The organism is Brevibacterium sp. VCM10, from assembly GCF_000583215.1.
GTDB classification, from domain to species: domain Bacteria; phylum Actinomycetota; class Actinomycetes; order Actinomycetales; family Brevibacteriaceae; genus Brevibacterium; species Brevibacterium linens.
Window position 1 is genome coordinate 68,329 of record NZ_JAJB01000003.1, and the last position, 23,587, is coordinate 91,915.

Below are 23,587 nucleotides of genomic sequence, written 5' to 3' on the forward strand. Positions count from 1 at the left end.
TTGATCAGTCGTCGTGGAGCGTGGGTCGCTCGGTGTGGTGGAGCGAGGACTCGCTGCTGGTCAGTCGTCGGTGTTCTGCGGCGGCAGTGCGGCGATGAAGGGGTGGTCTTTGTCGACGACCCCGTGGGCGGCCGCTCCGCCCGGGGAGCCGATGTCGTCGAAGAATTCGACGTTCGCCTTGTAGTAGGCCTCCCACTCATCGGGCACATCGTCTTCGTAGAAGATCGCCTCGACGGGGCATACGGGTTCGCAGGCTCCGCAGTCGACGCATTCGTCGGGATGGATGTAGAGGGAGCGGGTGCCTTCGTAGATGCAGTCGACCGGGCATTCCTCGATGCAGGCTCGGTCCTTCAGGTCCACGCACGGCTGGGCGATGATGTAGGTCATGGGTTCCTCACGAGTTCGGATGCGTGCGCTGCGGCAGGCTCGGTCGCCTGGGTGAACGCACCATCGGCGTAGGGGCTCAAGGTCACGACATCACCGGCGACGATCACGGCCGGTGACCGGACGCCTCGGCGAGCCGCGCGGAAGGCGATGTCGCCGAGGGTTCCGATGGTCACTCGTTGGTTCTCACCGAAACCGTCTTCGACGATCGCGACCGGGCAGTCGTCACCGCGCCCGGATCGGGCGAGCACCATCGCCGAGTTGATGAGTGTGCCCACTCCCATGAGCACGACAACGGTGTGGTCGCGTCCCCCGCCGATCTCACCCAGCTGGTCGTGACCGGTCGCGACCGTGTACGAGGTGGCCACCCCTCGGTGGGTGAGCGGGATTCCGGCGACCGCGGGAACGGAGTTCGCGCTGGTCACCCCGGGAACGACGCGGACGTCGACTCCGGCGGCCCGGCAGGCGGTGACTTCCTCTCCCCCACGTCCGAGGACGAAGGGGTCCCCGCCCTTGAGGCGGACGACCCGGTGGCCCATCTTCGCCTGTGTGATGAGGATGTCGTTGATCCCGCTCTGCGGCACCGGATGGTGCCCCGGCTGCTTGCCGACGTCGATGATCTCCGCATCGAGGGGTGCGCCGCGTTCGGTTTCGAGCTGGTCGATGACCGATCGGGCGCCGAGGCGGTCGGCTACGATGACATCGGCGCGTTCCAATGCGCGCAGACCGGTGACGGTGAGCAGTCCGAGATCGCCCGGTCCGGCACCGACGAGCAGCACGGTGCCCGGCTGCTGCGGGAGGAAGAGTGTCATGACCGGTCCTCGGTGGATTCGTCAGTGTGGACCGCCTCGGGGGTGTGGATTCCCGCGGCGAGGGTGTTGCCCGACTGCGGGTCGATGACGACGAAGGCTCCGGCCGTGCCGTGGTCGCGGAAGTCCGGGACCGGCAGCTCGGCGGACAGCTTCACCCGGGCCAGGCCGATGTCGTTGCCGGCGAGCACCTCGGCGGGTTCGGTCTTGGAGGTCTCGAGGTTGCGTTTGGCCTCGATGGTGACGATCCCCTTCACGGTCGTCGTCCCCGTCTTGACGAGCACCCGATCCCCTGTGCGCAGGCCCTCGGCGGTGAAGGGGAAGACCTCGGCGCGCAGTTCCCGGCGCGGAGTGGGCAGGGTGCCTGCCGCAGCGATGACGCTGCCACGAGCGGTATCGACGTCGTCGGCCAACCGCAGCGCCACCGACAGCGGCGCACTCGCGGTCTCCAGCGGACCGCTGGCGGTATCGATGCCGGTCACGGTCGTTGTCAGCCCGGCGGGGTGGATCTCGATCTCATCGCCAAGGCTGACCCGCCCGGCCGTGATCTGTCCGGCCACGGCCCGGTAGTCCCGGAATTCCTCGGGGTCGAGTCCTGGTGCCAGTCCTCCTTGCGGACGCAGCACGGTCTGCACGTCGAGGCGGAAAGCCTCGAGGTCGGCGGTGTCCTCATCCGCGCTCGGCAGGGTCTCAAGGAGTTCGAGCAGCGCCGGACCGGAGTACCACGGAGTGTTGTCCGAGGTGGCGGCGATGTTGTCCCCGGCGAGCGCAGAGATCGGGATGAGGTGCGGGGTCTCGAGCCCGATCTCGTCGGCGAGGGTCTTGATGTCGTTTTCGACGGTCTCGATCGCTGCCTGGTCGTAGTCGACGAGGTCGATCTTATTGACGGCGATGATGACGTGACGGATGCCCAGACGGGACACGACGGTGAGGTGCCGGCGGGTCTGCTCGGTCGCTCCGGTGCGGGCGTCGATGAGGACGACGACGGCATCGGCGGTCGAGGCTCCCGTGACCATATTCCGCGTGTACTGCACGTGTCCGGGGCAGTCGGCGAGGATGAACGAGCGACGGTCGGTGGCGAAGTACCGGTAGGCCACGTCGATGGTGATGCCCTGTTCGCGTTCGGCCCGCAGACCGTCGGTGAGCAGAGCGAAGTCGAACTCTCCGCCGAGAAATCCGCGTTCCCGGCTGGTTGCGGTCACGGCGGCGAGCTGATCGGCGAGGATCGCCTTCGCATCGTGGAGGAGCCGGCCGACGAGGGTGGATTTGCCGTCGTCGACGGATCCGGCGGTGGCGAAGCGCAGCAGCGTCTTCGTCGTGGTGTCCAACGTCGGGGTCGCCTCGGTGGTGGTTGCGGCGGTTGCGTCAGTGGTTGTCGTCATCAGAAGTACCCGTCCTTCTTGCGGTCTTCCATCGCCGCGGCCGAGATACGGTCGTCGGCGCGCGTGGCTCCGCGCTCGGTCACAGTGGTGGCGGCCACCTCGGCGAGGATGGACTCGAGGTCATCGGCGCTCGATTCGACGGCTCCGGTGCAGCTCATATCCCCGACGGTGCGGTAGCGGACCGTCTTGGTCGTGACGGTCTCGCCGTCGCGCGGGGTGGAGAATTCGCCGGTGGCCCACCACATTCCGTCGCGGGCGAAGACTTCGCGTTCGTGGGCGAAGTAGAGCTCGGGCAGTTCGATGCCTTCGCGGGCGATGTAGCTCCACACGTCGAGTTCGGTGAAGTTCGAGATCGGGAACACGCGGACGTGTTCGCCGGGCAGGTGACGGCCGTTGAAGAGGTTCCACAGTTCGGGGCGCTGGCTGCTGGGGTTCCAGCCGCCGAATTCGTCGCGGAGGGACAGGATGCGTTCCTTCGCGCGTGCTTTGTCCTCGTCGCGGCGGGCGCCGCCGAAGACGGCGTCGAACTTTCCGCCGGTGATGGCGTCGAGCAGCGGCTGGGTCTGCAGGGTGTTGCGGGTCCCGTCGGGGCGTTCGCGCAGGCGACCGTCGTCGATGTAGTCCTGGACCTTCGCCACCGTGAGGTCGAGGCCGTACTTCTCGGCCGTCTCGTCACGGAAGCGGATGATCTCGTCGAAGTTGTGTCCGGTGTCGACGTGGAGGAGTCCGAACGGGATCTTCGCCGGCCAGAACGCCTTCGCCGCGAGGTGGAGGACGGTCACGGAGTCCTTGCCGCCGGAGAACAGCAGCACGGGGCGTTCGAACTCGGCGGCGACCTCACGGATGATGTGGATCGCTTCGGATTCGAGGACGTCGAGGGTGGACAGGCTCGCGCCCGAGTTGTGGGCGGGTGCCGCCTCGGTGGTGGTGTGGGTGTCGTGGTTGAACTGGGTGTCGATGCTCATGTGTGGAGTCCGCATTCTGTTTTGGTCGATCCGGCCCAACGGCCGGCGCGGGGGTCTTCCCCTTCGGCGACGGGGCGAGTGCAGGGCTGGCAGCCGATCGACGGGTACCCCTGGTCAAGCAGCGGGTTGACCGGAACGTCGAAGGCGCGCGAGTAGTCGAGGAGGTCGTCGAACGACCATGCGGCCAGGGGGTTGACCTTGACGAGGCCGTTCTTCTCATCGAAGGTGATCAGCGGTGTGTTCGTCCGGGTCGGGGCCTCGTCACGGCGGACTCCGGTGAACCAGAGTTCGTAGCCGTTCAGCGATTTCTTCAGCGGTGCGACCTTGCGGCGGGCGCAGCACAGGCCGGGGTCGCGCGCGAAGAGGTCCTTGCCGAACTCGGCGTCCTGCTCTGCGACGGTCTGCTCCGGGAGGACGTCGACGATGTGGACGTCGACACGGCGGGCCACCTCGTTGCGGGTGTCGTATGTCTCTTTGAAGTGGTAGCCGGTGTCGAGGAAGAGGACGTCGACGCCGGGCTGGTACTGGGCGACGTAGTGCGGCAGGGCGGCGTCGGCCATCGAGCAGGCCACGGCGCAGGCCGCGGTGTCGAAGTTCCTCGACACCCAGCGGATGACGTCGGCGGGGTTGGCCTCGGGAACGCCGTTCTCCGGGTCACCGGCGAGTTCACGGGCACCCGCCTCGGCGAGGGCTTTGAGCTCTTCGACGGGACGCGGTTCGGGGCGGGGACGCGTCGGTGTCTGGGTCGTTGTTCGGTTCGTGGTTGTGTCGGTGGTGCTCATACCAGTTCCTCCTCGTCAACGCGGTTGGCCCATTCGGAGAATGTTTCGGTTTCCCCGCGTCCGGCGAGGAAGCGGCGGACGAGGGTTTCGACGTATTCGGTGAGGTTCTCGGCGGTGACCTTGAGTCCGCGGACGGTGCGGCCGAGGCCGGCTTCGTCGCGGTCTTTCGAGGCCAGGCCTCCGCCGACGTGGACCTGGAATCCGGGGACCTGTTCGCCGTCGTCGGTGGTGACGATCTGGCCCTTGAGGCCGATGTCGGCGGTCTGGATGCGGGCGCAGGAGTTCGGGCAGCCGTTGAGGTGGAAGCTGATCGGGTGGGGCAGCTCCTCGATGTCGGCCAGGCGCTCCTCGAGCTTCGTGATGGTGTCGGCTGCGGTCTGCTTGGTCTCGACGATGGCGAGTTTGCAGTATTCGATGCCGGTGCACGCGATCGTCGAGCGGCGGAAGAGGTCCTTGCGGCTGGACAGGCCCAATGCGTCGAGTTCTGCGACGACGGCTTCGACGTCGTTCTCCTCGATGTCGAGCAGCAGGACCTTCTGGTGCGGGGTGGTGCGCAGGCGGGTGGATCCGTACTTCTCGGCGAGGTCGACGAGTTGGCCGAGCAGGGTGCCTGAGACGCGACCGACGACGGGGCTGACGCCGATGTAGTAGCGGCCATCGGTCTGCTTGTGCACGCCGACGTGGTCGCCGGCGGTGAGCGGTTTGGCCGGTGCCGGTCCGTCGGCGAGTTTGTAGCCGAGGTATTCGGTTTCGAGGATCTCGCGGAACTTCTCCGGACCCCAATCGGCGAGCAGGAACTTCAGGCGGGCCTTGTTGCGCAGGCGGCGGAAGCCGTAGTCGCGGAAGATCGAGGTTACGCCCAGCCAGGTCTCGACGACTTGGTCGGGGGCGACCCAGGCGCCGAGGCGTTCGGCGAAGCGGGGGACGACTGACAGGGCGCCGCCGACCCACAGGTCGTAGCCGATGCCGTGTTCGGGGTGTTCGACGGCGACGAAGGAGCAGTCGTTGATCTCGTGGACGACGTCCTGGCTGGGGTGGCCGGTGATCGCGGTCTTGTATTTGCGCGGCAGGTTCGACAGGCTCTGGTCACCGATGTAGCGGCGGGAGATCTCTTCGATCGCCGGGGTCGGATCGATGAGTTCATCGGCGGCGATGCCGGCAACGGGTGAGCCGAGGATGACGCGGGGGACATCGCCGCAGGCTTCGGTGGTCTGCAGGCCGACGGCTTCGAGGCGGCGCCAGATCTCGGGGACGTTCTCGATCTCGATCCAGTGCAGCTGGATGTTCTGGCGGTCGGTGAGGTCGGCGCTGTCGCGGGCGAATTCGGTGGAGATGTCGGCGATGACCCGCAGCTGCTCGGTGGTGAGCTTGCCGCCGTCGATCCGGACACGGAGCATGAAGTATTCGTCTTCGAGCTCATGCGGCTCGAGCTTCGCGGTGCGGCCGCCGTCGATTCCGGGCTTGCGCTGGGTGTACAGGCCCCACCAGCGGAAGCGGCCGTGCAGGTCGTCGGAGTCGATCGAAGAGAATCCGCGCTTGGCGTAGATGGTTTCGATCCGGGCGCGAACGTTGAGGCCGTTGTCCTCGGCCTTGTCGATTTCGTTTTTGTTCAACGGTTCATGACCGTCGATCTTCCACTGCCCATTGGACTTCTTCGGGCGGTCGGGCCGCTTTGCGGCTCGTTTACCCGCTGTTTCCTTGTTCTCTTCCACCTGAGTGGACATTGCTGTCTCCAAACGCTGAGGGGAACCAGTGATGAGTCACGCTACATGAATGCCAAATTGCTCAACAAATTACCGAAGGGTTTGTGTCACGGAGTGACATATGGCGTCACGGTCTGCCACGAGTGCGGCGGGTGCCGCCTGCCGCGGGTGTGGTCAGGCGTTGAGCATGTCCGCGACATAGGCGTGGGGTTGGACGCTTTCGCGGATGCCTCCGCTGACCCGGTCGCGGACGATGTCGACGAGCCGCGGCGGCACAGCGGAAGCGGTGCCGCCAGTGAGCAGGGGCGGGGCGAGGACGCCGGCCTTCGCACCTCCGCGGGCGACGAGTCTGCGCGCGAGGTCGTCGAAGAATCCCGGAGCCAGCAGGTAGTTCGCGAGCACGGGGCGGGCACCACGGCTGGGGCCCTGTTCGACGAGGTCTTTCAACGGCACTCCCCCACCGGCGAGGAAGCCGACCTCGACGGGACGCTCGAGCTCTGCCGCCAACAGTCTGCCCATCTCACGGCAGGACTCGTTCGCCCGTTCGTCACTCGAACCGGCGGCGGCGAGGATGACCTCGTCGTTGTCCCGCAAGGGCGGAAGTCGATCGGCGAGGATCTCTGCGAGCCGCGGATCCGGGCCGAGCGTGGGGGTCCGTCGAACATCACGGCCCGATTCAGCGGCACGACCGACTGCCTCGGCGAGGTCGACATGGACGTGATAGCCCGGCGAGAGCAGGAGCGGCACGAGAATCACCGGACGGTCGGCGGGCAGTCGGGCGATCACCTCGTCGACGTCGGGCTTCTGGACGTCGACATGACCGAGCATGACCTCGTCGGCGATGCCCCGAATGCGCAGGTCAGTGGCGACCTCCGCGGCGAGCACCTCGATGAGGACCTGACCCGTCGGCGAAGAGGTTCCGTGGGAGATCAGACCCACCGACGGCAGCCCCGTCCCAGTGCCCACCCGCGTCACAGTGCCCGCCCGTGTCATAGCGGTCGCCCTGGAGTCGAATACATTGATTGCTCAACGGCTGAGCGGCCGGAGCGATCAGCTTTCGTCACTCTTGAATGCATTGCCACAGCGTAACCCATCCGCTTGGGGCCCGCACTCATGCTTGTCATCAGCGATATTTCGCCATGTGGCGTCATCTTTCGACATACGGCGACCGAGTTCGTAGGATTGCCGGTGATTTGCCATTCTGCTCAACAGTTTCGCTAGTGTGTGTTGTCAACGCACTTCTGCGCGTCTGACACGTCCGCTGAGTCGACGTCGTCCTCACCGTCTGCGCCTCCACCTCCTTCGCGTCATCCACGAAAGGCAAGCACATGCGTCAGCTCATCATCCTCGGGATCGTCGGCCTCATCGCGCAGCTCATCGACGGCTCCCTGGGCATGGCCTATGGGGTCACCTCGACCACGCTGTTACTGGCGGCGGGGACGGCACCGGCGGCCGCCTCGGCGGCGGTGCATTTCTCCGAACTGGGCACAAGTCTGGTGTCGGGGATCTCCCACCACCGGTTCGGCAACGTCGACTGGCGGACGGTGGGCATCCTCGCCGGGCCCGGCTTCATCGGCGCGGTCCTCGGGTCGACGTTCCTCGCCAGTCTCAACGGGGAGGCTGCGACCCCGTGGATCTCGGGGATCCTGCTCGCGCTCGGGGTGTACGTGATCTGGCGGTTCCTCGCATTGGGTGGGAAGCGTCCGGAGTTCAAGTCGCGGCCGAGTGCGGGGATGCTCGTGCCGGTCGGATTCGTCGGTGGAGCGCTCGATGCCATCGGCGGGGGCGGCTGGGGTCCGGTCGGGACGACGACGCTGCTCTCATCAGGCCGTTTGGAGCCGCGGAAGGTCATCGGGTCGATCGATACGAGTGAGTTCGTCGTCGCCGTCGGCGGTTCGCTCGGGTTCCTCATCGCGTTGGGATCGCAGGGCATCGAGTGGCAGATCGTGGCGGCGCTGCTCGTCGGCGGCGTCATCGCCGCACCGTTCGCCGCATGGCTGGTCAAGCTGCTGCCGGCGAAGGTGCTGGCTGTCGCCGCGGGCGGAATCATCATCCTCACGAATATCCGCACCATCCTGCTCACCTTCGGGTTAGATGCGTCTGCTGTGTGGCTGACGCTCGCCGGCTTGGCACTCGTCTGGTTCGCACTCCTCGCTCACGTCGTCCGTCTCGAGCGGGTGGCCGCGAAGGCACGGAAGGCCGAGGAGGCCGGCGTCGAGGTGGCCGTCGGCAACTGAAGTTGCATCCGCGTGCTCAAAGGGCAGGCGCAGACCCCTAAGACTCTGCGCCTGCCCTTTGAACACGCGGTTGCGGGCGCTCACCCGCCGTCGCTGAGTCTCATCCGCCGTTGCTGAGTCTCACCCGCCGTCGCTGAGGTGGCCGGTGACGACGATGTTGTCCTCATAGTGACCGGTGTCGTCGTCGAACTCCCCGCCGCAGGTGATCAGGCGGATCTCGGGGTCCTCGGTGTTGCCGTAGACCCGGTAGTCGGGGAACGAGTCCTTGCCGTAGTCGGTGACGTCGTCGACGGTGAACTCGGCTTCGGAGCCGTCCTCCCGGGTGACCGACACGGTGTCTCCGGCCTCGAGCGCACCGAGGCGGTAGAACACTGCAGGCCCCTCCGAGGCGGAGTCGACGTGTCCGACGATGAGGGAAGGCCCCACCTCGCCGGGGGTGGGTGAACGCTTGTACCAGCCGGCGGGCGCGTCCTTGCCCAGGGGTGGGACCTCGAGCTCGTCATCGGCGGTCAGCCCCAAGTCCATGAGGCTGGTGTCGACATCGATCGCCGGGATCCGCAGCCGGGTGGGGGCCGAAGCCTCCATACCGGCCTGCTGATCGCCGTCGCCGCTCTGTTCGGTCCGGGGAGTCGAGGGATCCGTCGGCTGTGCATCGGCCGACGGTGTCGTGCGCGACTCGGACTGTTGCGCAGCGGAGTCGGCGTCGGGTTGGGGTGGTGAGTGGTTGGTGAGTAGACCGGCGGTGATGAGCACGGCAGCGATGGCAAGCAGGGCCAGGGCCGCCGCGGTCCATGCGATTCTGCCGCGGCCGGTCCTGGCCTGCTTGCCGTTCATGTCGCTCCCGTCTCAGTCGTGGTCGAAGGTCACCGGGTTTCGGCCGATGACTTCCGCTTCCGAGAGATCGCAAAGGCGGCGCCCGCTGCCACGAGGACTCCCCCGCCGGCGGCGAGCATCACGGTGTCATCGGTGCCGGCGGTGCTTCCGCCGCCGGTGTCCGGTCCGCCCTTGGGCGGCTGTCCCATCTGGCTGTCAGCCAGCGTCCCGCACAGTGCCGGAGCCGTGGCGGCCTGCGGCAAGCTGTCGACGAGGGGGCTCTTGGCGTCCTGGACCTCCTGCGACTGCTTGGCGGGATCGAGACCATGCACGACGACGGTGGCGCGACCGTCCTTGATCGCTTCCTTCGTGTCGGCGTCGAGGTCGATGGTCCGCTCGTAGGTGGCCGACCCGCCCTTGATGCCGGCGTGTTCGACATCGACCGCGGCATCGGCGCTGGTGTCACCGGAGTCGGTCAGGGTCGTGGACACCTCACCGTAGGCTGCTCCGCCTTCGGGGGTGTTGACGATTCCGTCGCCGTCCTCATCCGCCGAGGCGGTCGGGCACTCGGCGCTGCCGTTGGCCTTGACGTGGATGTGCTGGACGTGGGGGTACGGGCCGTCCTGGAAGTCTTCGGCCAGTCCTTCAACGTGTTCGGTGATCATCGCCTGATCGCCTTTGAGCGTGATCATGATGTCACCCGAGGCTCCGCTGTCGTTGACCTCATTGAGATCGGCCTGGTAGGTCCAGCCCTGTTCGGAGTCGCTGCTTCCGGCTGTCGCCGCGGCCGCGGGGCCTGCTGCCAGGCCGAAGGCGGTCAGGGCGAGCACCGGGGTGAGCATGAGCTTCTTCGCTGTGCGCATGGTGTCTTTCCTCCTCATAGTCGGACGGTCCCAGTCGGGATCGAACACTCGTGATTCGGAGCACTCTGCGCATCGGATGGGTCGGTGCCTCAATTCATGGTGAATCGACGTCAACTCGGTAAGATCAGCGCCGCCTCGGCGAGGTCAGCACCACCTCGGCGAGGCCAACCCCACCTCGGTGGGGTCGGCACCCGTGCACGAGGTCAGCGCCCCCACATGAGGTCAGCGCCGCCTCGGCGAGGATCACGCCTGCTTGTACACCTTCCTAGCGACGATGACGCCGATGAGGGACAGCAGCGACAGCCCCGCGTAGTAGAAGCCGGGCACTGTCAGCAGACCGGTCGCGCCGAGCATCGCGGTGAGGATGAGCGGGGCGAAGCCGCCGAAGATCGCGACACCGAAGCTGTAGGCGATGGTCATGCCGGAGCTGCGCACCTTGACGGGGAACAGTTCGGACAGCAGGGCCGGCATCGGGCCGAAGTAGAAGACCATGAACAGGCCGACGATCGCCTCGCACAGGGTGAGGACGCTGATCGACGGGTTCGCGGTCAGGAGGATGAACATCGGCCACGCGACGATGATGCCGACGATGGTCGTCGGGATCATCACGGTAGTCGGACCCACGCGGTCGGCCAGGCGGCCGGCGAACGGGGCGCCGATGAGGGTGACGAGGCCGGCGACGACGGCACCGGGGAACGCCGCCCACGGTTCGAGTCCGAGGTTGCCGACGGCGAACTGCGGCAGGAAGGTGATGAGGTAGACCGAGATCGTGGCCATCGCGATGATGAGGAACGCGGAGAACAGGCGACCGAAGTGCTCGCCGAGGAGGACGCGCAGCGGGTTGTCGGTCTTCTCGGCGGCCTCGAACTCAGGGGTATCGTCCATCTTCGAGCGGATGTACCAGCCGACGGGTCCGATGAGCAGGCCGAGGGCGAAGGCCACGCGCCAGCCCCAGGAGTGCAGGTCCTCTTCGCTCAGTGCCGAGCTGAGAATCCACGAGATTCCGGCGGCCAGGAACATCGAGATGCCCTGAGTCGCGGTCTGGAAGGAGGCGTAGTAGGCCTTGCCGCGCTTGGCGTTCTCGGTGAGGAAGGCTGTGGCCGATCCGAATTCGCCGCCGGCGGAGATTCCCTGGATGATGCGGGCGATGATGAGGCCGATCGCGCCCCAGATGCCGATGGTCGCTTCGCCGGGCAGGATGACGATGATGAACACGCCGAGGGTCATCAGACCGATCGTCAGCGACAAGGCTGATTTGCGGCCGTGCTTGTCCGAGTAGCGGCCGATGATGATCGCGCCCAGGGGACGGACGACGAAGGTGATGGCGAAGGTCGCCCAGGTCATCAGCTGCGCGGACAGGCCTTCGCCGGGGTAGAAGACCGCGGTGATCGAGGTGGCCATGAACCCGAAGAGGATGATGTCGTACCATTCGAGGGCGTTGCCCAATCCGGCCGCGACTACGGCCTTGCGGGCCCGCGACTTCTCCTCGCGGGTGACCTCGATCGTCTCACTCATCGTGTGCCTCTTCTTGTACGTGCCCGGGTGCCGTGGTCGGCGGAGCCGGTGGTGGTTCGTTGGTTTACGGGATGCAGGCACCGCTGCTCGCCATCCTGGGTCTGGTGGTGCTTGCTGTCGTTCTGATCAGTGTCTCTGATCTGGCGAGTACGCCCCTGTTGTCGTCAGCGTGACGATTGTAGTCCGGTCATATCCAGTCGCAAATACTGTCTCAGCAAGCGTCTGGCATGTCCGTGGCCATGTCGACACTGACCGCCGCATCCCCGCGACATCTGGCCGAAGCGAGATAAGAGAACCGGCCCCGTCCTCAGCAGAGAACGGGGCCGTAATCGACGATGACAGCAGGCAGGGCAGACTTGGGCTCAGCCCGGCTCCTGCTCGACTTCCTTCGCCTTCTCGGCCTTGGTGAAAGCCTGATACTTGCGGATGACCTCGAGCGCCGGGCCGTCGGCGAGCAGCTCGCCCTTCTCGATCCACAGAGCACGGTTGCACGTGTCCTTGATCGTGCGCATCGAGTGCGAGACGAGGAAGACGGTGCCGGCGTTCTCACGGATGGCGCGGATACGGCCCTCGGACCGGTCACGGAACTTCTTGTCACCGACGTTGAGCGCCTCGTCGACGATGAGGATCTCATGCTGCACCGAGGTCGCGATCGCGAACTTCAACCGTTGGGACATGCCCGAGGAGTAGGTGCGCATCGGCAGGTCGATGAAGTCCTCGAGTCCGGTGAATTCGACGATCTCATCGAACTTCTCGTCGATCTCGTCGCGGGTGAGCCCCAGTGCCAGAGAACCGAGAACGATGTTGCGCGCACCGGAGAGATCCGGAATCAGTGCGGCACCGACACCGAGGAGGTTCGGCCGTGAGGTCGCATAGATCGCGCCCTCGGAGGTCGGGGTCAGCCCGGTGATCGACCGCATGAGCGTGGACTTGCCGGAGCCGTTGCTGCCGATGATGCCGATGGATTCGTTCTTGTGAGCGACGAAGCTGACGCCCTTGAGGGCGTGGACCTCTCGCAGTTCGCGGCGCTTGGACATCACGTCCTTGCTGCCGAGCTTGAGCTTCTTGCCCGTGGCCAGCGTCTTGTAGCGGACGTGGACGTTGTCGCAGACGACGACGGGCGGGTTGTTCCGCGTCACCTCGGGGAGGCTGCCGGTGTCGAAGGTCTGCTCTTCGTTCGTCTCACTCATCACGACCGAACCTTTCCTCGGCCTGCCAGAAGAACACGAAGCCGATGATGAAGATGCCGAATGCCCAGATCGCCAGGTGCCAGAAGTAGTCGTAGGGAATGACACCGTCCTTCATGAGGATGCCGCGGGCGATCGCCAGGACGTTGTTCAGCGGCTGCCAATCAGCGAAGGGCTGCAGCGCCGGGTTGATCTTCTCAACCATGACCTTGAGGTCGAAGAAGACGCCCGAGGTGTAGAAGATCATCCGGGAGATGAACGGAGTCACCTGGGACAGGTCACGGAAATGAACCGTCGCGCGGGCGAAGATGAAGGCCACACCCTGGTTGAAGACCCAGAACAGGAAGACCAGGGGGATGAAGAGGAACCAGTCCCACCCGGGTTTCGCACCCCACAGCATGACGAGCAGTGCCATGAAGATGAAGGTGGGAATGAAGTTCAGCAGGTTCTGGAACACCGTGGCGATCGGCAGCACGATGCGCGGGAACGGCAGCGATTGGACGAGAGAGGCGTTCGAGATGATCGATTTCGCCCCGCCGTTCATCGAGGTGTTGAAGAACTCGAGGACGAAGACGCCGATGATGACGAAGGGGGCGAAATCGTCGGGGCGGGCGGTGGCGCCCCGCATGATGAAGCCGAAGACCGTGCCGTAGATCAGAGCCGAGAACGCCGGGCGCAGCAGCACCCAGAGCATGCCGAGGCGGTTGCGCTCGTTCTCGGACTGCATCCGATACTTCGCAAGCGTGTACGTGAAGTCGCTTCGGCTGAGAAGCTGTTTGACGTACTGGGGCAGAGACGGCCGTCCACCCACTCTCTCGAGCCCGTGGTCGGCAGCAAGCCTGGCCATATCCATGAACAGAAAATTCTCTCGTCGGCGACTGGGGATAGAACAGGAAGAGTCTACGGGATGAGACTAGCGCAGACTCACAGTCGGCTGTGAGCCTTGAAGTCGAACTCGGGGTCGGCGATCTGGGCCCGAGTCGGAATGTGATTACCGCCGAGTACCCGTCGGGCGGCCGCCTGCATCGGCGGCCAGTTGAACGTCTCGACACCGATGAGTACCGACTCCGGGTCGGGCCCGTCGAAGTGGAAGACCTGGAACTTCGCTCCGCTGGGGTCATATCGGATGATCGTGTCGTCGGCGTCGGGGCTCGTCAGGCCCGCCGTGAACACCTTCTCCGGGCCTTGGAAGCTCCAGTGCCAGGGGACGTCCGACCAGACTGTCGGACCGTCTGCCGACCCGCTGCCCGAACCGGCTTCGGGTGCGTCTTCGACACCAATCGATGCCCGTTCCGAGTCTGCGCTGAGGAGTTCGGCGAGGAATTTTCCGTGGCTTTCGGCGACCGGCTCACAGGCCCAGGGGTGGTCGAGTGCATAGGGTCCGGCGGTGACGATGGCGCAGTCGCCGACGGCGAAGACACCCGGGTGGGATGTTGCCAACCTCTCATCCACATCCCACGCATGAGCGGGGCGGTGGCCGTCGATCGGGATCAGCCGCGGGCGCGCTCCGACGCTGGTGATGAATAGGTCGTGAACATCCTCGGCGATGTCGTCCGGACTCGAGGTGTGGGTGACGAAGTCGACTCCGGCAGCTTTGTGCCTCTCGAACAGTGCCTGCCGCACGGGAGCGGAGAGCTGCTTGCGCAGGGGTTCGTTCCCGCGCAGGTAGACCGTGGCGCGGTGCCCGGCAGCCACCGCCGAGGTGGCCACTTCCATTCCGAGATAACCGGAGCCCAGCACCCCGACGTTGAGTGCTTCGGCTGCGTTGTTCACGCGAGCGAGGATCCATTCGGCATCGGCGAGGTCGTAGACCGGCAGGGCGTCCGGGTAGGCGGGAACCTCCGGGCGATTCGCTTCCATCCCGGTGGCGAGGATGCAGTGGGTGAAGTCGATGGACTCCCCCGAAGCCAGGTGGACGGTCCCCGCGGTGGCGTGATGATCGGCCAACGGATGGGGGTGCCGCTGGGTCTCAGCGGTGTAGCGGGAGTCCGCGGCCGCCTCGGCGAGGGTGATCTCTTCTGCCCGGTCACGGACGAAGGTGATGTGCTCGGTCGATTCGAGGTGGTAGGGCAGGTGGTGGCGGGAGCCGTCGAAGAGGTGCTTCGACAGCGGCGGCCGCTCACACGTCTCGCCGGCCCGGGGGTCGATGACGGTGACGGCCTGACCGCGCGTGTTCAGCTCCCGCGCCGCAGTCGTGCCGGCCAAACCTGCACCGATGATGACGATCCGCTTACTCATGCCTCCATGCTAATCCTCGCCGAGGCGGTCGGGCGGGAGGTGCGGGTGCCCGGCACGGACAGAGGAGGAGCCGTGCCGAGCGCCGTGGAGCCTGGTACGGCTCAGAGTTCGGTGGTCTGAGTGCCGCCTGCCGGGCGGTCTCCGGTGATCTTGGACTTGACCATGCGGAACAGGCCCGATGCCTTGCCGCCGGGCAGCCCCCAGTGCTGGGCGGAGTGTGTGACGACCGTGATGAGCCCGAGGTTCGGATCCCGACGGTCATCGAACCAAGCCTTGGCGGAATCCGACCACAGCTCATCGACCTTGGCCTCGTCGTCGACGAACTCGACGCGTCCGGCGACCGACAGCCAATTGCCCGCCTCGGCGATGCTGATATTGACCTCAGGGTTCGTCCGCAGCGCACTTGCCTGGTCGCCGTCGAGGGCGAGGAAGAACCAGACGTCGGCATCCTCGCTGACCTCCTGAGGCGCCATCGGGTGGGCGAGGATCTTGCCGTCGGCAAGCGCGGTCGCGAGCATGACGGAGTCGGCACCGCGCAGGATCTTCACGACATCGGCCTGGTTGAGCTCGTCTGTCGCCGCTTCTCCCGCGGGCTTCTGCCTGTCGCCGCGGGTGCCGCCGGCTTCCGTGTCGTCGGTGGCGGAGGTGGAGGCCACGGACCCGGCGGAGGAGGATGCGGAGGACCCGGATTCGCGCGATTCCGAGTTCGGGCCCGCCTCGGCGATTTTCGATTCGTCCACCGCCGTGTGTGACCCGTCGGGGTTCCGATGCAGCGTCACCCCTTCCGCGTCGGCAGCGTTCTGGGCACGGGCCTCGACGTTGCGCTCGGTGTATCCGACTTCAGCCTGCGGCTTCATGTCCGAGGTCCCGGCCAGCGGCTCGGCCGCCTCGTCCAGTTTCGCTGCGACGTCACGCGCCTTCTCCTCGGCCGGCGACTCGTCACTCGTGTCTCTGTTGTTCATGACCGTTTCCCTTCGCAGACGGTTCCTGGCACTGCAGTCGCTGGCGCGGGCCGTGGCTCGTTCTGGCGGGCCGTGGTCGGCTGGCGCGTCAACGACTACACGGTCATTCTCACACGGCTCTCCGGTCGGCAACAGCCCCCTTGGAGCTGGACTGAGATGACTGAAATCCGGGGCCGTTCGAAGTGCGGACTGGTTGCGTGCACAGCCGTAAAGAGGGGCGCGCACACGATGACGCACATGCGCAGATTCGGAATCTCCGGGCAGGTGCGAACACCCGGTTTGCGTGCCTACACTGAAGACATGGATGAAGAAACGACCGTCACCGTCAACGACATCCCCGAGGGGGCCGCCATCATCGACGTCCGCGAGGATGACGAATGGGAGGCCGGCCATATCGAAGGCGCGATCCACGTACCGCTGGGCGAGCTGCCCACCCGCCTCGACGACCTTCCTCTCGATGACGACATGTACGTCGTCTGCCGCACTGGCGGGCGCTCGAACCGGGCGGTCGCCTGGCTCAACCAGAATGGCTTCGATGCCTTCAATGTCGACGGCGGCATGGGTTCGTGGAATCTCGACAACGGCAAGCCGATCGTCTCCGAGACCGGAGAAGAGCCCTGGGTGAAATGAGGGCTCTGGCTAGCTGAGATAGTCCGCCTGAATACGGCCGCCCACAATGGAACGTATCGATGTCTCCGACTGGACTGTAGTAGCCGAGGAAGCCATGGGTGCGGATCCCAAGGTCTGGATCACGCCAGACATCGGTTCGGCTTCACCAGGAACCCCTGAGGTGGCATGGCTGTTCAAGAGCGTGAAGACAGGAAAGCATCACGACGGCAGGACTTACCGTCGTCACGACGATGTTGCCGAGGCTGTCGTCCACGAAATTGCCAAGCTGCTGCGTGTCCCGACAGCACCTGTCCGTTTGGCCACTCGCAATGGCGTTCCAGGAATCATCTCGCGCAATGTGATTCGCGCTGACCATACTATCCGTTCCGGAGACTTGGTCCTGCTCGGCATCGAAGGCTACGTGTCGTGCGCCGGCGAACGAAGGACGACCGCTCGGCCAGGGCACACGCTCTTGAACATCGCGGCAGTCATGGATGGCCTCCGCGGGCCACCAGGAACAGGCTGCAATAGCTGGTCCGCATTCGATGTGTTCAGCGGGTACCTCCTCCTCGATGCGCTGTGCGCCAACAACGACCGCCATGCCGAGAATTGGGCGATAGAGATTCCGCCGCTCGGTGACGCCCTGCAGCCAGACAGACTGGCAGCGAGCTTTGACCACGGCTCATCCCTGGCCTCGGCTATCGAAGACTCAAACTGCGAAAAGAAGCTCGCCGACATTAACAAGTTCTGCAACGGCGGTATGGCAAAGAGATTCGAGGACCGGAAGCAATCACTCGTTGGGCTCTGGCACGACTCGATACCGCTGTCGGGTCAGGCAGCACTTTGCTGGCCAGAGAAGCTGGAAGCGCTGGATATGGGCAAAGTAGCTGATATCTGCCACGATATAGATGCCGTGTCAGATGCTCGCGCTACATTGATGACTGCGATAGTAGAAGAGAACAGACGAAGGATTCTCCAATGCGCCCTACCGAACTGATTGCGGAGGCACACTCCTCGCACAGCAGTGCTTTCGCGCGCAGACTTCTCGTCACTCAGAAACTGCCGCCGAGGAACCTCTACGAGTCAATCGGCATTCTGTCGTTGCTTCACGATTCCTCTTTTCATTTTTCTTACCTCAGCTCCTTTGTCCGGAAACCTTTCTTCCGCGAACTGCCCGGATTGCCGAAGTGCGAAGGCGGCGTCAATTCAGCACACCTATTTCCATTCTTTGCTGAGCGAGTCATATCGTCTGAACGCCCAGACCGGTTCCGAGCGCTGTCGTACTTGAATCTCGAAGAGTCTGCCGACCCCTTTGAGATCCTCGCGCGTTCGGGAGGAAGCCGGATCAACGATCACCTCGAACTGCTGCCGTTCCCATTTCCAGTTGGAAGTGGCTGGCACTCGGTCACCTTCTTCGTACATGGTGTCCGGCACCTTGACGTGATCAGTCGCAATGCTCTCGACAGGTTGTATCCTGACGTCTCCCTGGAACTGGATCGTGAACCGTCCAACCCGGAGTCCGAATTGGCTCTCAGAGTCAGTCACAACGGCACTCCGCTGGGATACGTTCCGCATCCACTTCTCAACTTCGTCTTTTCTGCAGTGGCAACCGACAACTATGCGTCGACTGTCGTCCGACGGAATTCAGCGGATGCAGGCTTTCACCAGCGACTGTTGGTCAAACTGGATTATCGGCCAAACAGAGGGGATGTACCTTTTTTCGGGGTTGATCTCGAAGAATTCTGACCTCATTCCTTTGAAGGCTCTTTACCCGAACCGGAGGCAGCACCAGCCTCAGCGGGGTCGGGGATCTCATCGGGTCGGTACTTCGGCAGCCGGGAAGCCGGCACTGCTGCGATCAGGCTGATGCCGGCGAGGATGAGGAAGCCGAGCTTGAGCGTGCGCAGTCGCTGCTGAGAGTTGAGCTCGACGGCATGCTCGACCTGCTCAGGTGTTGCTGTCGTCCCCGCGAGGACGTCGCGCAGTTCGTCGTTGCTCACGAAGTTCGCATTGTCGAGGTCGACCTGGTCGACGAGTTCCGGCGGCAGATCGGGATGATCATCGGCCGCAGAGGCCAGACCTGCGGAGAGCACCATGACCAGCAACGCCCCCATCACTGCCGTGCCGACCGCAGAGGCGAGGTTCTGAGCAGTGCCGCGGATCGACCCGACATCACCGGCCAGATGCTTCGGCGCGGCCGTGACGAGGACATTGAATACCAAGGTCACGAGCGCACCCTGACCGATGCCGAAGACGATGAGGCCGAGAATCGTCGGCAGAGTCTCCCAGTTGTTCGTTACGACGAATGCCAACCAGACGAGTGCCGCCGTCGTCAGCCCGAAGGAGAAGAGCGCAATGGTGCGAGGAGAGTAGCGCTTGTAGAAGCGGACGATGAGTGTGGCGGTGACGAAGACAGTGAGGTTGAACGGCAGCATCGCCAACGATGTATCGAAAGGGGTCCGCCCCTGGACGACCTGGATGTACGTGGGCACGGTGAAGTTCACCGCCGCTTCCATGGCCACGATGACGAACATCGCATAGACCGCTGCTCGTTCGCTCGGCCGGCCGAGCACGCTGATGTCGACGAGCGGAACCTTCCCCGCCGCCTTCCGCCGCTTCGTCCAGACGAAGAACAGCTGCCCGAGCACGACACCGACGACGATGAATACCGGCGCCGGGGACAGCCCCGCGATCGAGAACGGTGCCCCATCCTCGGCGCGGATGATCCCCCACCCATTGAGGTTGTTGAACCCCAACGTCAGCAGAACGACGGCAGCGCCGATGAGCGCCGAGGCGACGAGGTCGATCCGAATCGAAGCATCACCCTTGTCCGACTTCAGCGTGAACGTCAGCGCGAAGACGATGACGGCCAGGCCCAGCGTGATGAAGAAGATCGGCCGCCAGCCGACGAACGTGCCTAGGGTGCCGCCGATGAGGAAAGCGCTCATTCCGGAGAAAGCACGTGCCGAACCGAGCGAGCCGACCGCCGCAGCCTGCTGCGCGCCCCGGTAGTTCTCCGCGATGAGCGCCACCAAAGCAGGCACGATGATCGCGGCTGCAGCACCGGCGAGCAGCTGCCCGGTGATGACCCAGGCGACGGTGCGAGAGAAGATCATCAGCAGCGAGGAGGCCGCGAAGACGATGAGCACGATTCGGAAGATGAGCACCCACCCGATCCGCTGACCCAGCTTCGCACCGGTCATCACGAGCGCGGCCACGGCAAGGCCATAGACGACGATCGTCGACGAGGCGACCGTGGGCGGCACACCGAAATCCTCGACCATTCCGCCGAGCGATATCGGCAGGGCGGCGACGTTGAACGACATGAGGACCTGGGCGAGGAAGAGCCCGATCATCGGTGCCCAGGATCTGCGCTCCTCGGCGATGTCGTTCTGTGCGGTTTCGGCACTCATCATTGTCCTTTCCGTGGGCGTTCGACGGCCGCGTTCGATGCGAAGAGGTTCATGCCCAGCACCCGGGAGATGTGAAAGCATGCGCGCTGCCCACGCACGCTGTTGCCTGCGGAGTCCAACCTCGGCGAGAACGTGCCCAACGCTCCCTTGCCTGGGGCGATGGCGACGATGCCGCCTGCGACCCCGGATTTGGCGGGCAGTCCGATCTCGAAGAGCCACTCACCGCTGTTCTCGTACATTCCGCACGAGGCAAGCAGCGCGAGCGTGTCACGAGCCACCTCGGCGGAGACGACCTGCCGACCGGTCAGCGGATTGATCCCACCATCGGCCAGCGTCGCTCCCATCACCGCGAGGTCATGCGCGGTGACCAGCAGCGAACACTGCCGGGTATAGATGTCGACGGTGTCGAGGGGATCCGTGATGATCCGCCCATAGCTCTCGAGCAGACGGGCCAGAGCCTTGTTGCGCTGATTCGTCTTCATCTCCGATTCGTACACGCGACCGTCGAGGCGAAGCGGCCGCCCGGCGAAGCGGGAGAGACCGGAGCGGATGTTCTCCCACTTCTCCGCCGAGGTGGCCCCGGGCATGAGTGCGGTCGTGGCGATGGCGCCGGCGTTGACCATCGAATTCAACGGTTTGCCGTCGTTGAGTTCGATCGCCATCACCGAGTTGAAGGCGAGCCCGGTATTGTTGACGCCGACGCGTTCGTGAACGAGTTCGGAGCTGCGGGCCTGACAGACGAGTGCGAAGACGAAGGCCTTCGAAATGGATTGGATGGAGAACTCGATGTCGACGTCTCCGGCCTCGTGCACGGTTCCGGTCGATTCGATGAGGCTGAGTCCGAACCATCGGGGATCCGCCTCGGCGAGGATCGGAATGTAGTCAGCGACCTCACCGTCGTCGAGCCCCCGATAACGCGTGTGGATCTCGGCCAAAGTCGAGTCGATGAAACGGTCGGAGGGCAGGCCGCCGGTGGAGGCTCGCTGTCTGACCGATTTCTCGTCGGGCCCGATCATCATTGATCCTCGTCCCAGTCGTGCGGGTTGGCGTGGGCCAGGCCGCTGGGTGCCTGTCCGCAGAGTGATTTCACTCTATCTCAGCGGTCCTCAATTGCACAGGGTCTGACCAGCACCGATTCCGAGCTCAGACAGGTAGGCGGGTAGGTAGGTGGGCACAGACTCGGAGGTACCGTGAAGCAAAGCCCCCTTGATCCGACCCACACGATGGGTCTAGCGTCGAGACCACGAACGCGCAACCGTCTATGCGCGTTCATCCGCCCCACCGCCGACAGCGGTGAGCATGGTCAACTCCGAAGGGAGCGAAGTCATGAGTGACGAGAAGACGAACCTGCCGGAGAACGCAGCAGAGCACCAGACCGAAGACGAGCAGGAGATCGAGAGCTCGACCGTCGGAGTCGGCCCCGATACGGATGCCGAAGGCAGTTCCCAGACTCCTGAAGACAGGCTCGAGCGCATTGCCGCCGAGCACGATGTTCCGATCGATCGGGACCCTGAGGAAGCCCAGGCCAAAGCCGAAGGGGCCTCCTCCCCCGACAAGGACCGGGATATCAGCGGTGGAGACACGAAGGAAGAGGACGACGACTCCGTGGAGCCGCCGGACTGAGTCTGCGGCAGCGCGGGCTCGGTCATGGAAATCCGATCCGTCATGCCTGCAGAGTCCACGATGCAAGAACTCCGTGGACACAACTGTGACAGGTGGCCCGGATTTGGCAAGGTAGAAGGATGACAACACGCGCCGGCCAGTTGGCCCAGGACAAGGATCTCGTCGACATCCCTGCCCTTCTCGATTCGTATCACGACTTGATTCCCGACCCTTCGGTGCCTTCGCAAGCAGTGAGCTTCGGGACCTCAGGCCACCGCGGTTCGAGCTTCAACCGTTCCTTCAACGAGGCGCACATCGCGGCCATCACCGCGGCCATCGTCGACTTCCGCCGAGACAAAGGAATTCGCGGACCGATCTTCCTCGGCCGTGACACTCACGCACTGAGTGAGCCCGCATTCCTCACCGTCCTCGAGGTGCTCGCCGCCGCCGAGGTTCCTGCGCTCATCGACGAACGTGACGGCTTCACCCCGACCCCTGCCGTCTCCCACGCGATCCTCGGCTTCAACGCCGGGAAGTCACGCGATGAGGCGCAGGCCGACGGCATCATCGTCACTCCCAGCCACAACCCGCCCGCCGACGGCGGCATCAAGTACAACCCTCCGCACGGCGGGCCCGCCGGCACCGAGACGACGACCTGGATCGCCGAACGCGCGAACGCCTACCTCGCCGAGGGGTGGGAGAAGATCCCGCGCACCCCCTTCCAGCGGGCATTCCACCTGGAGAACACCGAGAACTTCGACTACGTCTCGAATTACGTCGACGACCTCGAGTCGGTCATCGACCTCGATGTCATCCGCTCCTCCGGGCTGAAGATCGGCGCCGACCCGCTCGGCGGAGCCAGCGTCGACTATTGGGCGGCGATCGCCGAGGACTACGACCTCAACCTCGACGTCGTCCACCCGGACGTCGACCCCACCTGGTCATTCATGACCCTGGACTGGGACGAGAACATCCGTATGGACTGCTCCTCCCCCTATGCGATGGCCGGCCTCATCGCCTCACGCAATGACTTCGACATCGCCACAGGCAACGACGCCGACGCCGACCGCCATGGCATCGTCACCCCCGATGCGGGCCTGATGAACCCCAACCACTATCTGGCCGCGGCCATCGACTATCTGCTCGACTCCCGCACCAACTGGCCGACCGGCGCCGGGATCGGCAAGACCCTGGTCACCTCGTCGATCGTCGACCGCATCGTCGCGGCCCACAACCGCACCCTCTTCGAAGTTCCCGTCGGCTTCAAATGGTTCGTCCCCGGCCTGCTCGACTCGACCCTGGCTTTCGGAGGTGAAGAATCGGCCGGCGCATCGTTCCTGCGTCGGGACGGCAAGGTGTGGTCGACGGACAAGGACGGCATCATCCTCGCCCTCCTCGCGGCCGAGATGACTGCGAAGACCGGACAGACTCCCTCGCAGCGCTATGCGGGACTGGCCGCGAATCACGGCACCAGCTCCTACGCCCGCCAGGATGCCCCGGCGACACGCGCACAGAAGGAACGACTGGGGTCACTGGATGCCTCTCAGGTGGGCGCGAAGACCGTCGGCGGTGAACCCGTGAAGGCGGTGCTCACCTCGGCGCCGGGCAACAATGCGCCCATCGGCGGGCTCAAGGTCACCACGGACAATGCATGGTTCGCCGTGCGGCCGTCGGGCACGGAAGACGTCTACAAGATCTACGCGGAATCCCTGCGCGATGAGGACCACCTGCGCCAGGTCCAGCACGACGCCCGAACTCTCGTCGACGGGGTGCTGGAGTAAGGACCGCGCGTTGCTGCGGAAGTCCGCTCAGGCGGCGAGTCCCGCAGCGTCGCCTCTCAACGCCTGCTTCCGCGTGCTCGAAGTGTGGGCGCAGGGATCTGATTCGCTGCGCCCACACTTCGAACACGCGGATGCGGGAGCACAGGTTCGTGCGCGGGGCTTCGGGTGGGCGGCTTCGTGTGGGCGGGCGCGGGTCACGATCGCGTATCGCTACTCAAGCAGAACTGTTGCACAAACGCGAGCCACCAGCCGGATGGCCGCGCCGGCCACCACCGGGCCGGCCCTGTGAGCTGCGCCGGCCACCACCGCGCCGGGCCTGCGAGCTGCGCCGGCCGCAGTGCC

The 23,587-nt window shown here is 64.9% G+C and carries 22 protein-coding genes; 6 read left to right on the plus strand and 16 right to left on the minus strand.

The window, feature by feature from the left end:
• Nucleotides 1-60: 60 nt before the first annotated feature.
• The 7 genes from fdxA to AD89_RS0100850 all read right to left on the minus strand — a co-directional run bounded on the left by fdxA (nt 61) and on the right by AD89_RS0100850 (nt 6,991).
• Nucleotides 61-387, minus strand: a complete 327-nt coding sequence (fdxA, locus tag AD89_RS0100820) for a ferredoxin (protein ID WP_025776713.1) — start codon at nt 385-387, stop codon at nt 61-63.
• Nucleotides 384-1,196, minus strand: coding sequence for a uroporphyrinogen-III C-methyltransferase (gene cobA, locus AD89_RS17875; protein WP_035319570.1), 813 nt, complete (start codon nt 1,194-1,196; stop codon nt 384-386). Before cobA ends, fdxA begins: the two co-directional genes overlap by 4 nt.
• Nucleotides 1,193-2,575, minus strand: a complete 1,383-nt coding sequence (locus tag AD89_RS0100830; RefSeq protein WP_025776714.1) for a sulfate adenylyltransferase subunit 1 — start codon at nt 2,573-2,575, stop codon at nt 1,193-1,195. Before AD89_RS0100830 ends, cobA begins: the two co-directional genes overlap by 4 nt.
• Entirely contained in the window at nt 2,575-3,540 is a 966-nt protein-coding gene (gene cysD / locus AD89_RS0100835) for a sulfate adenylyltransferase subunit CysD (RefSeq protein ID WP_025776715.1), read from the minus strand. Before cysD ends, AD89_RS0100830 begins: the two co-directional genes overlap by 1 nt.
• Nucleotides 3,537-4,322 carry a phosphoadenylyl-sulfate reductase gene (locus tag AD89_RS0100840; RefSeq protein ID WP_025776716.1) on the minus strand — a complete coding sequence of 262 codons (786 nt, stop codon included), beginning with the start codon at nt 4,320-4,322 and terminating at the stop codon, nt 3,537-3,539. Before AD89_RS0100840 ends, cysD begins: the two co-directional genes overlap by 4 nt.
• Nucleotides 4,319-6,046 carry a nitrite/sulfite reductase gene (locus AD89_RS0100845; protein WP_025776717.1) on the minus strand — a complete coding sequence of 576 codons (1,728 nt, stop codon included), beginning with the start codon at nt 6,044-6,046 and terminating at the stop codon, nt 4,319-4,321. Before AD89_RS0100845 ends, AD89_RS0100840 begins: the two co-directional genes overlap by 4 nt.
• Nucleotides 6,047-6,199: 153 nt before the next feature.
• Nucleotides 6,200-6,991, minus strand: coding sequence for a sirohydrochlorin chelatase (locus tag AD89_RS0100850; RefSeq protein ID WP_231488329.1), 792 nt, complete (start codon nt 6,989-6,991; stop codon nt 6,200-6,202).
• A gap of 362 nt (nt 6,992-7,353) precedes the next feature.
• On the opposite strand from AD89_RS0100850, the gene AD89_RS0100855 reads away from it, so the two are divergent.
• Nucleotides 7,354-8,262 (plus strand): sulfite exporter TauE/SafE family protein, encoded by a 909-nt coding sequence (locus tag AD89_RS0100855; protein ID WP_025776719.1) that lies wholly within the window; start codon nt 7,354-7,356, stop codon nt 8,260-8,262.
• Between the two features lie 120 nt (nt 8,263-8,382).
• On the opposite strand, the gene AD89_RS0100860 is transcribed toward AD89_RS0100855, so the two are convergent.
• From AD89_RS0100860 to AD89_RS20530, 7 genes are all read right to left on the minus strand, one after another.
• Nucleotides 8,383-9,096: a class F sortase gene (locus AD89_RS0100860; protein WP_025776720.1), complete on the minus strand. Its 714-nt coding sequence runs from the start codon at nt 9,094-9,096 to the stop codon at nt 8,383-8,385.
• A 29-nt stretch (nt 9,097-9,125) separates the two neighbouring features.
• Nucleotides 9,126-9,938, minus strand: coding sequence for a hypothetical protein (locus AD89_RS0100865; protein ID WP_025776721.1), 813 nt, complete (start codon nt 9,936-9,938; stop codon nt 9,126-9,128).
• A 243-nt stretch (nt 9,939-10,181) separates the two neighbouring features.
• The gene (locus AD89_RS0100870) at nt 10,182-11,453 is read right to left on the minus strand and encodes an MFS transporter (RefSeq protein WP_025776722.1); all 1,272 of its coding nucleotides are present in this window, start codon (nt 11,451-11,453) and stop codon (nt 10,182-10,184) included.
• Nucleotides 11,454-11,815: 362 nt separating this feature from the next.
• Entirely contained in the window at nt 11,816-12,643 is an 828-nt protein-coding gene (locus AD89_RS0100875) for an ABC transporter ATP-binding protein (RefSeq protein ID WP_025776723.1), read from the minus strand.
• A complete protein-coding gene (locus tag AD89_RS0100880) occupies nt 12,636-13,493 on the minus strand; it encodes an ABC transporter permease (protein WP_025776724.1) in 858 nt (285 codons plus the stop codon). Before AD89_RS0100880 ends, AD89_RS0100875 begins: the two co-directional genes overlap by 8 nt.
• A 71-nt stretch (nt 13,494-13,564) precedes the next feature.
• Nucleotides 13,565-14,878 carry an FAD-dependent oxidoreductase gene (locus AD89_RS0100885; RefSeq protein ID WP_025776725.1) on the minus strand — a complete coding sequence of 438 codons (1,314 nt, stop codon included), beginning with the start codon at nt 14,876-14,878 and terminating at the stop codon, nt 13,565-13,567.
• A 101-nt stretch (nt 14,879-14,979) separates the two neighbouring features.
• Nucleotides 14,980-15,840 carry a pyridoxamine 5'-phosphate oxidase family protein gene (locus AD89_RS20530; RefSeq protein WP_025776726.1) on the minus strand — a complete coding sequence of 287 codons (861 nt, stop codon included), beginning with the start codon at nt 15,838-15,840 and terminating at the stop codon, nt 14,980-14,982.
• A gap of 300 nt (nt 15,841-16,140) precedes the next feature.
• Between AD89_RS20530 and AD89_RS0100895 the strand changes: the two genes are divergently transcribed.
• The 3 genes from AD89_RS0100895 to AD89_RS19800 are packed head-to-tail and all read left to right on the plus strand — an operon-like array spanning nt 16,141 to nt 18,195.
• Nucleotides 16,141-16,470, plus strand: a complete 330-nt coding sequence (locus AD89_RS0100895; RefSeq protein ID WP_025776727.1) for a rhodanese-like domain-containing protein — start codon at nt 16,141-16,143, stop codon at nt 16,468-16,470.
• 46 nt (nt 16,471-16,516) lie between these two features.
• Nucleotides 16,517-17,446, plus strand: a complete 930-nt coding sequence (locus AD89_RS0100900) for a hypothetical protein (protein WP_155807335.1) — start codon at nt 16,517-16,519, stop codon at nt 17,444-17,446.
• Nucleotides 17,428-18,195, plus strand: a complete 768-nt coding sequence (locus AD89_RS19800) for a hypothetical protein (RefSeq protein ID WP_155807336.1) — start codon at nt 17,428-17,430, stop codon at nt 18,193-18,195. Before AD89_RS0100900 ends, AD89_RS19800 begins: the two co-directional genes overlap by 19 nt.
• A 2-nt stretch (nt 18,196-18,197) precedes the next feature.
• On the opposite strand, the gene AD89_RS0100915 is transcribed toward AD89_RS19800, so the two are convergent.
• Nucleotides 18,198-19,862: an MFS transporter gene (locus AD89_RS0100915; RefSeq protein ID WP_231488331.1), complete on the minus strand. Its 1,665-nt coding sequence runs from the start codon at nt 19,860-19,862 to the stop codon at nt 18,198-18,200.
• Complete coding sequence (gene glsA, locus AD89_RS0100920; protein ID WP_025776731.1) at nt 19,862-20,878, minus strand: glutaminase A; 1,017 nt, start codon at nt 20,876-20,878, stop codon at nt 19,862-19,864. Before glsA ends, AD89_RS0100915 begins: the two co-directional genes overlap by 1 nt.
• Before the next feature lie 310 nt (nt 20,879-21,188).
• Here glsA and AD89_RS19125 point away from each other — a divergent pair, with 310 nt between their 5' ends.
• On the plus strand, nt 21,189-21,485 hold the full coding sequence (locus AD89_RS19125) for a hypothetical protein (RefSeq protein ID WP_155807337.1): 297 nt from the start codon (nt 21,189-21,191) through the stop codon (nt 21,483-21,485).
• A gap of 119 nt (nt 21,486-21,604) precedes the next feature.
• On the plus strand, nt 21,605-23,245 hold the full coding sequence (pgm, locus tag AD89_RS0100930) for a phosphoglucomutase (alpha-D-glucose-1,6-bisphosphate-dependent) (protein ID WP_025776733.1): 1,641 nt from the start codon (nt 21,605-21,607) through the stop codon (nt 23,243-23,245).
• Nucleotides 23,246-23,587: the final 342 nt, after the last annotated feature.